Below are 14,366 nucleotides of genomic sequence, written 5' to 3' on the forward strand. Positions count from 1 at the left end.
TAAATAAGAGGGCAATTAATTAACGCTCACTTCGCCTTTAAGTAGTAATCAAGCCTCGCAATGATTATAGTGTGCTCAATTGTCCTCGATAGATAAAAGTCAAAATGTTTCAAGATAATCCTCTACTCGCTCAGCTCAAGCAGCAAATCCAAGAAACCCTCCCTAAAAAGGAAGGTACCATCAAAGCCACTGAAAAAGGTTTTGGTTTTCTCGAAGTTGATAGCAAAACAAGCTTCTTTATCCCGCCTCCGTACATGAAGAAATGTGTGCACGGTGACAAGGTGATTGCCATCATTCGCACAGAGAAAGAGCGCGAAGTAGCAGAGCCTGAGGAATTGGTTGAACAAGGTCTTACTCGCTTTATTGCACGAGTTAAGCTTTTCAAAGGCCGATTGAACGTTGTTCCTGATCACCCGCAGCTCAAAAAACTGCAACTTAAAGCGAAAGCAATGAAGGGTCTAAACCCTGAAACGCTTAAAGAAGGTGACTGGGTTGTTGCTCATATCGTTCAACACCCATTAAAAGATGACAATGGTTTCTTGGCTCAGATCTCTGAGAAAATCACAGACGCTGACGACAAGATTGCACCTTGGTGGGTAACGCTGGCACAAAACGATCTACCAAACAGCGAGCCTGAAGGCATCGACAACTGGCTAATCAACGATGACGCCGATCTTGAACGTGTAGACATGACGCACGTCCCTTTTGTGACTATCGATGGCGAAAGCACAAAAGATATGGATGACGCGCTTTACGCGAAGAAGAAAGAGAACGGTGATTTTGAACTGACTATCGCAATTGCTGATCCAACGGCTTACATCTCTCCAGATGATGCGATGGATAAAGTGGCACGCGAGCGCGGTTTCACTATCTACCTTCCTGGTCGCAACATCCCAATGTTGCCTCGTGATCTTGCTGACAACCTATGTTCACTGATCGAGAACGAAGTTCGTCCTGCACTTTGCTGCACAGTAACGGTATCTAAAGATGGCGTTATCGGTGATGACATTAACTTCTTCGCTGCAAACATCAAATCTCATGCTCGTCTTGCTTACGACAACGTATCAGACTGGCTAGAAACAGGTGCATCAGAGAAATGGCAACCATCAGAAGAGATTGCTGCAATTGTTTCTGATCTTCACCAATTTGCTCAAGCACGTTCAGCATGGCGCTCAGCAAACGCTGTTGTGTTCCCAGATCGCCCTGACTACCGCTTTGAACTGAGCGAAGATAACGATGTTGTCGCTATCCACGCTGACATGCGTCGTAGCGCAAACAAGCTGGTTGAAGAATCAATGATCAGCGCGAACATCTGTGCGGGCCGAGTACTAAAAGAGAGCTTCAACCAAGGTGTGTTTAACTGCCATTCTGGTTTCAAGGCTGAGAAAATCTCCGACGTTCTTGAACTGGTAAACCCGCAAGCGGAAACGCCGTTCACTGAAGAGCAAATCATTTCTCTAGAAGGTTTTGCTACTCTACGTCGTTGGTTAGGTTCTTTAGATAACAGCTACTACGACAACCGTATTCGTAAATTCCAAGCGTATAGCGAGATCAGCAATGAGCCTGCACCGCACTACGCGATGGGATTAGATATTTACGCAACTTGGACTTCTCCAATTCGTAAATATGGCGACATGATTAACCACCGTATGCTTAAAGCACACATCTTAGGTAAAGCGCCAATTCAAACACCAGATGAAACTATCGGTGATGAACTTGCCCTGCACCGCCGTCACCACGGCATGGCTGAGCGTAATGTTGGCGATTGGTTGTATGCTCGCACTCTAGCCAATGCTCCAGCAGAAGAAACTCGTTTCCAAGCTGAGATTTTCGATATTAACCGTGCAGGTATGCGTGTACGTTTACTTGAAAATGGTGCTGCTGCATTTATCCCTGGATCTCTCATTCTTAATAATAAAGAAAGAATAGAGTGCAACGGTGATATGGGTACTGTATCTATCGATAAAGAAATGGTATACAAACTGGGAGACGTTTTAGAAGTAGTTCTCTCTGAAGTTAATCAGGAAAACCGTAACTTAGTAGCAAAACCTACTCAAGTATTTGCGGACTTGCCTAGCGAGCCTGAAACGACAAACGAAACCGAAGCTTAAAGGCTTTAACAGCTACAGCTTTCAAGGTTACGGCTTTCAAGGTTACGGCTTTCAAGGTCAAAGCTATCAAGGTCAAAAGCTTCAAAGGTTCACTTCTAAAGGCGCTAATTATTAGCGCCTTTTTTGTAAATGTCTCATGCTTAAACAATACTTAAAAAAAACAATCAATAAGCAATCAATTTACAACGTCAAAGAAGCTCACTATGTCATCAATCACAGTTACTCAGTTCAGAAACTTCATTCCCAGGAGACGAGAACGTTATCCTGCCTCTAAAAACGGTATCTTTATAGTGTCGAAAGGCAGCATTTCTTTTGTGTTGCCCAATGGTACTCAAGCCTCGTTGCAAGCGGGAGATTTCACCCTTTACAATTCTGGTCAGATTAAAGACATCACGGTTAACACTGAAAATGGCGAATTCAGCGCAACCTGCTTAGATTTTGATTTGGCTATCTTTCAAAAGTTCATTAATCAGTTCAGCGATTTAGAGTCCGCTCGAATCCCAGACAAGTACATTAAGTTCAATCAAACGGATACTGAGCTCTGTCAGTTGAAAGATCTCATCATGTCACTGGCCAACTCTTCTTCTCAGAATGACTACGCACTCACTCAATTAGGCTTAAGTTTGCTGTCTTTGATGGTGGAACAGTACCCAGCTCTATTGGCTATTATTGCTCGAGCTTCAAGGTTAACCGTGACCCAAAGAGTCATTCATTACATCGAGCAAAACATTGAAAACAATATCTCTTTGGATACGCTCGCCAGTTACATGGGAATGTCACCGGCTACGCTTAAACGTCGCTTATCGGCTGAAGATCTGTCGTTCTCAAACTTATTAAAGATAAAACGTATTGCTCATGCAGCCACTCAGCTAAGAACATCGGATAAGTCGATCACTCAAATCGCGTATGAGTCAGGCTTTAAAAGTGCCGCTCACTTCAGCACGGCCTTTAAAACGTATCACGGAAAAACACCAAAAGACTTCCGATCGCTAGTGGCACAAGCACAACTGCAGAGCGTAAAGCCGCAAGTTTAAAGAAACAAAGCGATAGATTGATGTGGACGTCTTAGTTGGGAACTGGTGTAAACCAAGTGGCTTCAATATTAAGCCACTTGGGTGTGGGATGAGATGATTTGGCTTTGGGATTCAGTGGTTGAGTTTTGATACTCATTGATTCAGCTTTGCGAGCAGGCCACCAGCAAACGTGAAAACAGAGTGACTATGACCAGAAGTACGATTTAGGGTCTTTTTCTATTTCCGCCAAAATAGCATCAAGATCCTTCGATTTAGGAAGGTACGGATACGGCCCCCAATTCACAGAGTCGGTTTCGACATCCCCTTCAAGCGGCACCATCACTAACCAACAAGACAGCGACTCATCAAAAGTCACGCAGACGATCTCGTTTGTATAATCACTGTGAGATGAGTCGAGTAGATAATGCGCCTGAGAAAACAGCACACCACCCTCACACTCTTCATATAGGGATTTGCCTAGCTCCACAGGTAAACTGCGATTACGAGAAGTACAGAGCCTTTCAGCCCCAATTAAAAGACGATTCAGTTCTATATGAATGACGGACATAACACCCCTTGTAACTTCATAGAAACTTCATAGAAACTTCTAAGTAGTGAATTCCTCTACTTAGCTTAGGACTCAACAAACATTTTAGCGAACAAGCGTAATCAAAATACCTGCCCTGCTCCCAGAAACGAATCTTGCTTTCGGAAACCCAGAAAGCAACGACTCATCAAGCGAACAGCTATACATCGAGAGTATGGAATTTCACAAAAGTGTCATATAACCGACCTATCATATGCGACAAATGTTATTAACTAGGAGTTGTTTATGTTACGAGTCGCGCTTGCCTCTCTTTTATCCTTAGCCCTGTCTTCTCATGCTGCTTTAGCACAAGAAACCACTATTTCGGGCTCCACTTCAGTATCACGAGTGATGGATGTATTAGCTGAGGAGTACAACAAGACTCACCCTGATAACTATATTGCGGTTCAGGGCATTGGTTCTACAGCAGGTATTACCATGGTTAATAAAGGTGTCTCTGACATCGGTATGAGCTCGCGTTATTTAACCGACCGCGAACAAGACGAGAAGTTGAAGGTATTTCCAATTGCCTTTGACGGCCTAGCTGTAGTAACTAACCGCTCAAACGCTGTAAGCAACGTTACACGTGAGCAGCTGTTCGATATCTACAAAGGCAAAATCACGAACTGGAAAGCTGTGGGTGGCGCAGATCAGCCTATCGCAGTTGTCACTCGCGAAGCGTCTTCTGGCTCACGCTATAGCTTCGAAAGCTTGCTTGGTTTAACGAAGATCATTAATGACCGTCTAGTGTCTGACATCAACCCAAATAACTTGGTTGTAAACAGCAACAGCATGGTTAAAACGATTGTTAACCATAACCCACACGCGATTGGTTTTATCTCTGTTGGTTCAATCGACCGTTCGATTAAAGCAATTACATTTGAAGGCGTAGAGCCAACATCTAAGAACATTGCTAACCACAGCTATGAATTGGCTCGCCCATTCTTGTTGCTGCACAAGACAGACTCAGTTTCTGACGAGAGCAAAGACTTCATCAAGTTCGTGAAGTCAAAGCAAGGGCAAGAACTTATCGAAGAGTACGGCTACACTCGCATTAAATAAGTGGGATAGTTTTATCTAATGTAAACAAAAAGAGAGAGCACTATGCTCTCTCTTTTTTTGAATCTTTATAAATCGCTTCTTTACAAACCACTTAGAAGTGAAGTTGAATCACTGAAACGATCACAGCGCCAGGACGACGAATACCTTCGATTTCGACGCGAATTTCGCGTTCAATCTCTAGGCCTTTCTTAATTGGCGTTACTTTTGTTAGCGTACTTTTAGCACGAACATTACTGCCCGATTTAACAGGGTATGGGAAACGTACTTGGTTAAGACCAATGTTTACGACCATCTTCGCTGTTGGGAATTGAGACTTGTCAGGGTCAACACTGTCAGTCAATCGAGGAAGCAGAGATAAAGTTAAAAAACCATGTGCGATGGTTGTTTTGAACGGAGAGTCTGTTTCCGCTTTTTCAGGCTCAGTGTGAATCCACTGCATATCTTCAGTAACAAGGCCGAACTGGTTAATACGGTCTTGACTTACATTGATCCAGTCGCCAGTATGGATGACTTCACCGATCTGTTGATTAAGCTCATCAAACACAAGTTGTGCTTCTGGCTTAAGTACGATCGGCTGTTCCACCGGCATCTCTGGTGCATCTTCATTGACAGCAGGTTTGTGGTGATCACGAACCCACGCAAAGAAATGGCTATTTTGCGTACGATTAAGAAAGTCGCCCCAGTAATCTCTAAGAGCTGGAGACATCCATTGCATAAACTCTGAGTGTTGCGAAGACATGCTATCGCCTCGGTGTTTAAATAAATCAATGACTTTCATAAGAACCTCAATGCACAAAAAATTTCAATATAACTTCGTAATTTTGAAACACTTCACACTATTGTGCAAATGTTTTCGAGCATACAACCGTTAGCTGAACCTTGTTAAAATCATATTAAACATATACTTACCAATAAAACATCATTTTATTACAAAACCCAAATTAGAGTGTTAGCTCTATCACATGACAAACATTTGTTTATATAAAAGGCGTTTTTATTCATAAGTGGAATAAAAAAAGGCTTAGCGCAATGCTAAACCTTAGTTTTTACAAGGAATTAGTTTTCCGAGGGTTGGTCTTGTAAGAGACGAATCTTACAAGACACTCAATCCTCTATTCGTCATCAAGCGGAACCAGCTTGGTATTACCACCGTGTGCTTTCTCACGCTTACGTTGCACGAATGCGTAGAAGCCAGGGATTAGGAACGTACCCGCCAGTAATACACATAACAGGCCGCCGATCAGTGAAATACCCAGAGAGTTCTGACTCACGTGACCTGCGCCCGCAGCAAAGATAAGCGGGAAGATACCTAAGATGAACGACCAAGACGTCATGTTCACAGCACGGAAACGCAGTGTACCGCCCTTCACCGCTGCATCTTCAATCGGTGCGTCTTTCTCTTCACGCTCTACCTTTGCGAATTCCACAATCAAGATTGCGTTCTTCGCGGCCAAGGCTATCAAGAGAACCAAACCTATTTGTGCATAAAGGTTCAGCGGAGTGCCCGTTAGATTCAATGCCAAGAAGGAGCCTAAGGTTGCGACAGGTACCACGAGGATAATCGCAATCGGAATTGTCCAACTCTCGTATTGAGCCACCATAAACAGGTAGATGAAGATCAGAGCCAGTGCGAAAGCAAAGATCGCTTGGTTACCTGCTAGTACTTCTTGGTAAGCCATGCCTGTCCATTCGTACTGATACCCCTGAGGCAATACTTCTGCAGCTACGCGTTCCATTGCCGCAATCGCATCACCACTTGAGTAACCTTCTGCAGGTTGACCTTGAATCACGGCACTGCGGTACATGTTGTAACGCCATGCTACATCTGGTTCGAAGATCTGGTCGTAAGTCACCAATGTGCTTAACGGGATCATCTCGCCATTAGACGAACGAACGTGGAATCGTTGTAGGTCATCCATGCTGCTACGGTGTTCACTGTCAGCTTGCATGGTTACGCGGAAGTTTTTACCAAACATGGTGAAATCATTCACGTACAGAGAACCTAAGTTACCTTGTAGTGTTTGGAAGATTTCCGACAACGGAATACCAAGTTGCTGCGCTTTCTCACGGTCAATGTCGACATAGTAGTGCGGTACATTGGCACGGAAGGTACTGAATGTATGTGAAATCTCGGGCTGTTTAGCGGCCTCTGCAATCACATCATTCATAACCATCGCTAGATCAGTTCGGCTACGACCTAATGTATCTTCAAGAACGAATTCAAAACCAGACGCTGCACCCATACCCGGTACTGCTGGAGGCCCCATCGCAAACACGACAGCTTGAGGAAGTTCAGTCGCAGCACGACCATTAATACGCTGTGAGATAGCCTGAGCAGAGTGTTGACCATCCAGTGCATTACGCATGTCCCAATCGTGAAGCTTGATGAACATTGACGCACCATTCGACGCAGAAGCGCCCGTCATAAATGCGTAGCCGTTAACCAGTGTTACGCCATCAACACCCGGCTCTTGTTCAACCATTTCAAGCAGCTGCTTAGTCACTTCTTCGGTTCGAGACAAGGATGCCGCGTCAGGAAGCTGAACGTTAACCAGCAAAATGCCTTTATCTTCTTGAGGTACAAACGCCGTAGACGTTGTCTTCGCAAAATAAGTCACAGCCGCCAAAGCCACAAAGAAGAAAGTGAACAGCAGAACGCCTTTCTTAACTAAGAAGCCAGCCACTTGACCGTATTTGTTAGTAACAGACTCTAGACCACGGTTAAATGCTTGGTACCAACGCGCCGTGTTACCACCACCCTGCTTAAGAACCAGTGAACACAATGCAGGTGATAGCGTTAATGCGTTAATTGAAGAGATAACAACCGCGATACAGATAGTCAGAGCGAACTGACGGTACATGATGCCAGTAATACCAGGAAGCATTGCAACAGGGATGAATACCGCAAGTAGAACCAAGGTCGACGTAATGATCGGCCCCGTTACTTCTTTCATCGCAATAAGCGTGGCTTTACGCGGTGAAATGGTTGGGTCTTTAGCCATTGTGGTATCAACGTTCTCGATAACCAAGATCGCATCATCTACTACGATACCAATCGCTAGTATCAAACCAAACAGGGTTACCGTGTTGATGGTGAAACCCGTCATCTGCATGATGGCAAACGTACCAATCAAAGATACCGGAATCGCAACTACAGGAATCAAGGTTGCACGCGCACTACCCAAGAACAGGTACGTTACCGCAATAACCAGCAAGATGGCTTCGATTAAGGTCTTTACTACCCCTTTGATCGACTCAGCAACAAACAGTGTAGTGTCGTAACTTGCTTCATACGCCACGCCTTCTGGGAAGTTCTTGCTTAAGGTTTCCAGCATCGCCATCACAGCTTTGCCACTTTCCAGCGCGTTAGCGTCTGATTGAAGTGACAGCGTTACGATCGACGCATCTTGACCACGGTATTTACCATTACCGTCGTAGAACTTTTTACCAAGCTCAACACGTGCAATGTCTTTTAAGTAAACCGTTGAACCGTCTTGAGTTGCACGAAGAACAACATTTTCAAACTCATCAGCTGTTTCTAATCGGCCTTTTGTTACCAAGTTGAACTGCACTTCTTGTGCGTTGTTATAAGGTGCAGCACCAATACGGCCTGCAGCAACTTGAACGTTCTGCTCTGCCAACGCGCGATTCACGTCTGAAGTGGTGATATTGAGGTTAGCCATTTTCTCAGGATCTAACCAAACACGCATCGCGTATTCACCACCACCCAACACGTTAACTTCACTGATGCCCTTCACACGAGCCAGTTGGTCTTTAATGTTTAGGTTAACGTAGTTGATCAAGAATTGATCGTCGTACTCACCGTTTGGCGAATAGAAGTTCAATACCATCAAAAGGTCTGGTGAACGCTTTTTAACGGTGACACCCACCATTCGAACTTCTTGCGGAAGCTTCGATTCGATTTGAGCAACTCGGTTCTGAACGTTGACCTGAGCCATATCTGGGTCAGTACCAACATCAAAGGTCACATTAAGGTTGTATGAACCATCGTTAGCGCTTTTAGAAGACATGTAGATCATATCTTCAACGCCGTTAACCGACGTTTCTATGGGGTCGGCTATCGCCTGTTCCACCACTTCAGCACTTGCGCCCGTGTAGAATGCCGACACACTGACCGACGGTGGACTAATTTTTGGATATTCAGCCACTGGCAAGATAGCGAGAGAAATCGCACCCGCCAGCGTTAAGATTATGGATATAACAAGGGCGAACTTAGGCCTTTGAATAAAGAAACGACTTAACATAAATAGTCCCCTTACTCAGCTTGTTCAGCAGAAGCTTGAATACGAACAGACATACCATTACGTACACGCTGTAGGCCTTGAGTGATGACTGCGTCGTTTTTCTCTAATCCAGAATGAACAATCACACCACCTTCAACCTGACGACCCATTTCGATGTTTCTGCGCTCAGCAACGGGTTCGGCTTCTCCTTCAACTAATACCATCACGAAGTCGCCTTCGAGGTCGGTTTGCACTGCACGACGAGGAATAGTCACAACATCAATAGGTTGTTTTTCACGTAGATCAACGCGAACGTGTTGGCCTGGAAGTAGTTGCTGATTCGGGTTATCAGCAATCGCACGCATCGCGATCGTACCAGTATTAAGGTTGATACGGTTGCCCAAGAAGTCAAGCTGACCTAGATGTTCGAACGCTTCACCGTTCTCAAGCATGATCTGAACTTCAACACCTGCAGAGTCGCTGCTGCCATCGCCTTCGATGCGGTCCATACCCAGCTCAATACGCTCACGCTCACTGATGCTGAACGATGCATGGATTGGGTCTAGGCTAACCAAAGTTGTCAGAACACCTGAAGACGGTGAAACTAGGTCACCTTTACTTACTTTAGTGTCACTGATTCTTCCAGAGAAAGGCGCGATAATTTTGGTGTGAGAAAGTTGGACATTCGCGGCGTTTAACTGAGCTTGGCTTGCTTCTAACTGTGCTTGAGAACCTAATAGGTTTGCCGTTAATGCATCAAATTCAGATTGAGAAATACTGCCCTTAGGAAGTAGGTTCTTACCACGATTGAAATCAAGTTCGGCTTTTTTAAGGTTGGCATTCGCTTGAGCAACAGCCGCTTTCGCGCTTGCTACTTCTGCTTCAAACGAAGAAGGTTCAATCGAATAAAGCAATTGACCCTTTTCAACCATTTGGCCTTCTTTGAAATGGCGGCTTTGCAGGTAGCCAGAAACTTGTGCAGTAATTGCCGTGTCTTCAACGGCTTCAATACGACCGATGTACGACTTACTTTGTTGGTGAGAAACGACGCTAACATCCTGTACAGCTACGAGAGGTAAAGGCGCTTGCTTGGCATTCTGAGCATCTTGCCCACATCCAGCAAGAATAAGAGAGCTTGCAAGAGCCGTAAGGATTAACTTTTTACGCATGGTTATACCGTCACTTATGAGAAATTGAACAGCATAAAAGTTACGTAACACAATTGCTTCAAATGTCCGAGGAATATCAATTATAACTGGCCAAAGTGTATCAATATGTTAATTGAAACCAAGTGCTTATAAAGTGATTACAAACACGCTACAATTCCTAAGTAAATCAATCTCTCAGCTTTTGTTCTCTATGGATATTGTCTAACATAATGTATTGTCAGACAGATAAGCATTCACATTTAATTGTTAAGGAATTCTCATGATTTCAAAATGGGCTAAACGTTTCTATCAAATGGCGGAATTGGTCGGTTCTTGGAGTAAAGATCCTTCAACTCAAGTCGGCGCCGTAATCACTAAGCACAACCGCATTGTTTCTGTTGGTTTTAATGGCTACCCACATGGCGTGTCTGATAGTGCGGATACTGATGACAGAGAGATGAAGTACCTCAAGACACTTCACGCTGAAGAAAATGCGATCTTATTCGCCAAGCGTGATTTGGACAGCTGTGAAATCTGGGTGACTCACTTCCCTTGCCCAAACTGCGCAGCGAAAATCATCCAAACCGGTATTTCTGCGGTTCACTGCCCAGAGCAAAGTGAAGACTTTCTTTCTCGCTGGGGAGACAAAATCAAAGTGAGCCAAGATATGTTTGAACAAGCAGGCGTAAAAGTCGATTGGTTGCCACTGGCTGACCTAGATTAAACGAACAGATAGTTAGAACAAAAAAGCCGAGAGTCGATATTATCGCTCTCGGCTTTCTTTTGTTTGGGGCTCAGCGGACTGCAGGATTAAGCACTGACAGGAAATGCTTCAGCGTATGCTTCCATGAAATCTTTACGAATCTCTTGCTCTAGATGAACCGCCTTCTCGGTTGGACAGAAAATCATAAAATGGACTTCTTGCTCACCTGTCGAACTGCTTGTGATATGGATGTGAGGCTCAGAACCCGGAAGGTCAACACCAGCGTGCTTTTCGATCACACCGTTGTAACGGCGAGCAACATCGATAAACTCTTCGCAATGCTCTTCAATTTTCACAATAAGACCCGACAGCATAGGGTATAGGTTTACAAAGTCTTTCACCGTCACAAAAAAGTTATGATAAACATAACGCTTCATGAAGTTGAGGTTCTTAACCGGATAAGTGAAGAACATGCTATTAGGCAGCGTGGCTGTCTTGCCAGTGAAGTGATATTGCCCATGATACAAATCGATTTCTTGAATCACGGTCGCCATCAGATTGTGCTCAATCACTTCACCGCTGATTTTACCCACTTCGATCCAGTCGCCGATTCTAAATGAACGAGAACTCGCACGCTGAATAGAACCGGTGAAACACAAAATGATCTCTTTTGAAGCCACTACTATCGCAACAGCAATGGCCGTGACAGATAGCGCAAACTCGCTGATTTCGGATTTCCACAGCACAAATAACGTCGCAACAATAATCGCGAATGTGCCGTTTTTGGTTCGTGACATCCAGTTACGTTGGTCTTCACTAAGGAAAGCAACATCACCTCTTATTTGAGATAAGGTGATTCGGCGAATGATTAAAATAATAGTGATAATCAACGCACTAAAAATAAACTTATGAGCGAGTAGAAAATCAATTACTTGCCACACTTTTTCCATTACTTATTCCTTAGCATTACAACGACGAGCTTTACAACGATTAGCGGAGACTTCGCTATGAAAAAGCGCTCAAAAATAGAGCGCTTTTTTACGTGCCTAAATCAGCTATTGGTAAGGCTATCATTTTATCTTGGCAGAAGTAATAAATTGGCCAAAAGTTTCACACCAAATCACAACCGTATTAAATCGATTAAGATCAGTACCTTCGGGAAGCTCAACCATAAAGCGGTCGAATGTTTTCACATCTCCGACTCTCAATAACTCGTTCTTGCTGTCATTGAAAGCGTGCTCGGTTTCAATGAACTTAGGCGAGAGATAAACCTTGTAATCAGGTCCCGGCGCCAATTCACCTTCAAAAGCGATCGCACTTTCGGATACTGAGACGATGCCTTCTCCCCAGTGCAAGAAGTCACTGTCTTGTCGATCTTTAGTGAACTCGCCCGTGTAGATAGCCTGCTCACTGATCGCTTCAACAGAACTTGAGGAAGGAGAATCAGGCTCAATCAAGATAGGCAATGCGTAAACACCTAGCCCAAAACCAACAGCACCCACGGCTAAGTGGGTGCAAAGTAAAACTAACTTTTTCATCGCGTACTCCCTTATGCTTAAAGAGAGTATTATTGAATACTCTCAAAAATACAAAGAGATATAACGCTCTGATGTTCTATTTTTGGTAATGCGTTGCTGTACGTTGTGACAGTTCAACAATCACTTTTACCGCTTGCTCCATGCCTTGAATGGTAATGAACTCATGAATACCGTGGAAGTTGTAACCGCCAGTAAAGATATTCGGACATGGTAGCCCCATGAAAGATAAGCGAGCACCGTCTGTACCACCTCGGATTGGTTTAACCATTGGCTCGACATTGCACTCAATCATCGCCTGCTTGGCCAATTCAATAATATGTTGATGCGGTTCAACCATCTCTTTCATGTTGAAGTAGCTATCGGTTAGCACCAGCTCAACACGGCCTTTCTCAAGGCGCTCATTCAGCTCATCGACTTTCTGCTGCATGAATGCTTTACGCGCTTCTACACCCTCACGTTCAAAATCACGGATGATGTATCCCAGTTCAGAGCGAGCCACACCCATTTCCGCCGATTTCAGGTGGTAGAAGCCTTCATAACCTTCTGTGCACTCTGGTGTTTCTTGCGCAGGCATCATCAATTGGAATTGCGCTGCAATGTTCATCGAGTTCACCATTTTATCTTTTGCGGTGCCCGGGTGAACGTTCACGCCATGACAGATAACATCGGCGCTCGTGGCATTGAAGTTCTCAAATTCCAACTCCCCTACTGGGCCACCATCGATGGTGTACGCCCACTCGGCGCCAAATTTTTCAACGTCAAACAGGTTCGCACCGCGACCAATCTCTTCATCCGGCGTGAAACCAATGCAGATGTCGCCGTGTTTGATGTCTGGATTCGCTTTCAGGTAAGCAATTGCACTGATGATTTCAGCGATGCCCGCTTTGTTGTCGGCACCAAGCAGAGTTGTGCCGTCAGTCGTAATCAGGTCGTGACCATGTAAAGAATCAAGATCTGGATACTGGCTTGGGTTCAAACTCTCGCCACTTTCCCCTAATTCAATCGTTCCACCTCGGTAATCTTTAATCACTTGTGGTTTCACGTTGGCGCCTGATGCGTCAGGAGCGGTATCCATGTGCGCCACAAAGCCAATCGCAGGCACATCGTAATCGACATTCGACGGCAGTTTCGCCATCAAGTATCCATTGTCATCTAAAGACACATCAACTAAGTCTAATGCCACCAATTCTAACTTTAAGGCTTCAGCAAAGGTAATTTGACCCGGTGAACTTGGGCATTGCTGATTAGAAGGATCGGATTTGGTATCAAAAGTAACGTAATTCAGAAAACGTTCTACAAGCTTTTCCATAATTCATCTCACCATGGATTAAGTAATTGATTTACTGACTTAATTATTATGTCGATAAGTGATACATCGTTAAATAAATACGAGCACAGAGTCAGTAGCGAGGGTTTTCATCTTACGCCCCTGACCATGTATGTAATTGCTCTAAATCATTATTGTGCGAAATTAGATGCGCTTCCTATACTTGAAAACAGAGGGTTTCGTCAGTTCAACATTGCATACGGATGATAAGAGATCGCTTTGTACGCATTCTACGCCCTCCGCTCTCAGCCTAACAAAAGTACAAAGTGGATGATGATCACAATTTATCCTTGATGCAGAATCTGTCATACGTTACACGGAGACACAGTTATGACGATTAATAAATATTTCATTTTCTCTCCTCAAGCCTCTGAGGAAACGCTTCGACCAGTATTAACTGAGAAAGAAGTTCAAAGGCAGGAAGCTCTAAGACAGGCGCAGATCCAGGGTGGATTAGACACAAACGCGACCTCGTAACTCAATGAATACCTAGCACTATTAAGACCCCTATAAAAAAGCTCTACGCTCTATCCGGTAGAGCTTTTTTTATTTTTGATCTGTTCTCCTCTCCCCCACTCCCAAACAAGCTGAACATTAAACCTTCGCTCATTGCTTGTTGTTCTTCACTTCTCGA

General features: G+C 44.3%; 12 protein-coding genes. 5 read left to right on the forward strand and 7 right to left on the reverse strand.

Translation table 11 applies throughout. The features are described from left to right. Positions 1–104 precede the first annotated feature (104 nt). Positions 105–2,111, forward strand: coding sequence for an exoribonuclease II (rnb, locus tag A6D97_RS15575; RefSeq protein ID WP_065584748.1), 2,007 nt, complete (start codon positions 105–107; stop codon positions 2,109–2,111). 203 nt (positions 2,112–2,314) lie between these two features. Then, positions 2,315–3,145 (forward strand): AraC family transcriptional regulator, encoded by an 831-nt coding sequence (locus tag A6D97_RS15580; protein WP_017064362.1) that lies wholly within the window; start codon positions 2,315–2,317, stop codon positions 3,143–3,145. A 184-nt stretch (positions 3,146–3,329) separates the two neighbouring features. Here the strand turns inward: A6D97_RS15580 and A6D97_RS15585 are convergent, their stop codons facing one another. Continuing rightward, on the reverse strand, positions 3,330–3,692 hold the full coding sequence (locus tag A6D97_RS15585) for a DUF3024 domain-containing protein (RefSeq protein ID WP_017059495.1): 363 nt from the start codon (positions 3,690–3,692) through the stop codon (positions 3,330–3,332). 264 nt (positions 3,693–3,956) lie between these two features. Between A6D97_RS15585 and A6D97_RS15590 the strand changes: the two genes are divergently transcribed. Further along, entirely contained in the window at positions 3,957–4,772 is an 816-nt protein-coding gene (locus tag A6D97_RS15590) for a phosphate ABC transporter substrate-binding protein (protein WP_017068410.1), read from the forward strand. 91 nt (positions 4,773–4,863) lie between these two features. On the opposite strand, the gene A6D97_RS15595 is transcribed toward A6D97_RS15590, so the two are convergent. The 3 genes from A6D97_RS15595 to A6D97_RS15605 form a co-directional block, all read right to left on the reverse strand. Continuing rightward, positions 4,864–5,550: a MaoC family dehydratase gene (locus A6D97_RS15595; RefSeq protein WP_017059493.1), complete on the reverse strand. Its 687-nt coding sequence runs from the start codon at positions 5,548–5,550 to the stop codon at positions 4,864–4,866. Between the two features lie 334 nt (positions 5,551–5,884). Then, positions 5,885–9,037, reverse strand: a complete 3,153-nt coding sequence (locus A6D97_RS15600) for a multidrug efflux RND transporter permease subunit (RefSeq protein WP_065584749.1) — start codon at positions 9,035–9,037, stop codon at positions 5,885–5,887. An 11-nt stretch (positions 9,038–9,048) separates the two neighbouring features. After that, on the reverse strand, positions 9,049–10,185 hold the full coding sequence (locus tag A6D97_RS15605) for an efflux RND transporter periplasmic adaptor subunit (protein ID WP_065584750.1): 1,137 nt from the start codon (positions 10,183–10,185) through the stop codon (positions 9,049–9,051). Positions 10,186–10,444: 259 nt separating this feature from the next. On the opposite strand from A6D97_RS15605, the gene A6D97_RS15610 reads away from it, so the two are divergent. Then, entirely contained in the window at positions 10,445–10,888 is a 444-nt protein-coding gene (locus A6D97_RS15610) for a cytidine/deoxycytidylate deaminase family protein (protein ID WP_017059490.1), read from the forward strand. Positions 10,889–10,974: 86 nt separating this feature from the next. Here the strand turns inward: A6D97_RS15610 and A6D97_RS15615 are convergent, their stop codons facing one another. The 3 genes from A6D97_RS15615 to pepT form a co-directional block, all read right to left on the reverse strand. Further along, positions 10,975–11,817, reverse strand: coding sequence for a mechanosensitive ion channel family protein (locus tag A6D97_RS15615; RefSeq protein WP_065584751.1), 843 nt, complete (start codon positions 11,815–11,817; stop codon positions 10,975–10,977). Between the two features lie 120 nt (positions 11,818–11,937). Continuing rightward, positions 11,938–12,405 (reverse strand): DM13 domain-containing protein, encoded by a 468-nt coding sequence (locus A6D97_RS15620; RefSeq protein WP_017064357.1) that lies wholly within the window; start codon positions 12,403–12,405, stop codon positions 11,938–11,940. A 76-nt stretch (positions 12,406–12,481) separates the two neighbouring features. Next, on the reverse strand, positions 12,482–13,714 hold the full coding sequence (gene pepT / locus A6D97_RS15625; RefSeq protein ID WP_017059487.1) for a peptidase T: 1,233 nt from the start codon (positions 13,712–13,714) through the stop codon (positions 12,482–12,484). 348 nt (positions 13,715–14,062) lie between these two features. Here pepT and A6D97_RS22065 point away from each other — a divergent pair, with 348 nt between their 5' ends. Then, positions 14,063–14,209, forward strand: a complete 147-nt coding sequence (locus A6D97_RS22065) for a hypothetical protein (protein ID WP_017059486.1) — start codon at positions 14,063–14,065, stop codon at positions 14,207–14,209. The last annotated feature ends 157 nt before the right edge of the window (positions 14,210–14,366 follow it).

Source organism: Vibrio sp. ZF57, assembly GCF_001691235.1.
In the GTDB taxonomy this organism is placed as follows: domain Bacteria; phylum Pseudomonadota; class Gammaproteobacteria; order Enterobacterales; family Vibrionaceae; genus Vibrio; species Vibrio crassostreae_C.

Bases quoted from the DNA above. Each gene is read 5' to 3' on its own strand.
- A6D97_RS15595 (WP_017059493.1), bottom strand. From the start codon at position 5,550: ATGAAAGTCATTGATTTATTTAAACACCGAGGCGATAGCATGTCTTCG.
- A6D97_RS15620 (WP_017064357.1), bottom strand. From the start codon at position 12,405: ATGAAAAAGTTAGTTTTACTTTGCACCCACTTAGCCGTGGGTGCTGTT.
- A6D97_RS15600 (WP_065584749.1), bottom strand. From the start codon at position 9,037: ATGTTAAGTCGTTTCTTTATTCAAAGGCCTAAGTTCGCCCTTGTTATA.
- pepT (WP_017059487.1), bottom strand. From the start codon at position 13,714: ATGGAAAAGCTTGTAGAACGTTTTCTGAATTACGTTACTTTTGATACC.
- A6D97_RS15590 (WP_017068410.1), top strand. From the start codon at position 3,957: ATGTTACGAGTCGCGCTTGCCTCTCTTTTATCCTTAGCCCTGTCTTCT.
- A6D97_RS15585 (WP_017059495.1), bottom strand. From the start codon at position 3,692: ATGTCCGTCATTCATATAGAACTGAATCGTCTTTTAATTGGGGCTGAA.
- A6D97_RS15580 (WP_017064362.1), top strand. From the start codon at position 2,315: ATGTCATCAATCACAGTTACTCAGTTCAGAAACTTCATTCCCAGGAGA.
- rnb (WP_065584748.1), top strand. From the start codon at position 105: ATGTTTCAAGATAATCCTCTACTCGCTCAGCTCAAGCAGCAAATCCAA.
- A6D97_RS15615 (WP_065584751.1), bottom strand. From the start codon at position 11,817: ATGGAAAAAGTGTGGCAAGTAATTGATTTTCTACTCGCTCATAAGTTT.
- A6D97_RS15605 (WP_065584750.1), bottom strand. From the start codon at position 10,185: ATGCGTAAAAAGTTAATCCTTACGGCTCTTGCAAGCTCTCTTATTCTT.
- A6D97_RS22065 (WP_017059486.1), top strand. From the start codon at position 14,063: ATGACGATTAATAAATATTTCATTTTCTCTCCTCAAGCCTCTGAGGAA.
- A6D97_RS15610 (WP_017059490.1), top strand. From the start codon at position 10,445: ATGATTTCAAAATGGGCTAAACGTTTCTATCAAATGGCGGAATTGGTC.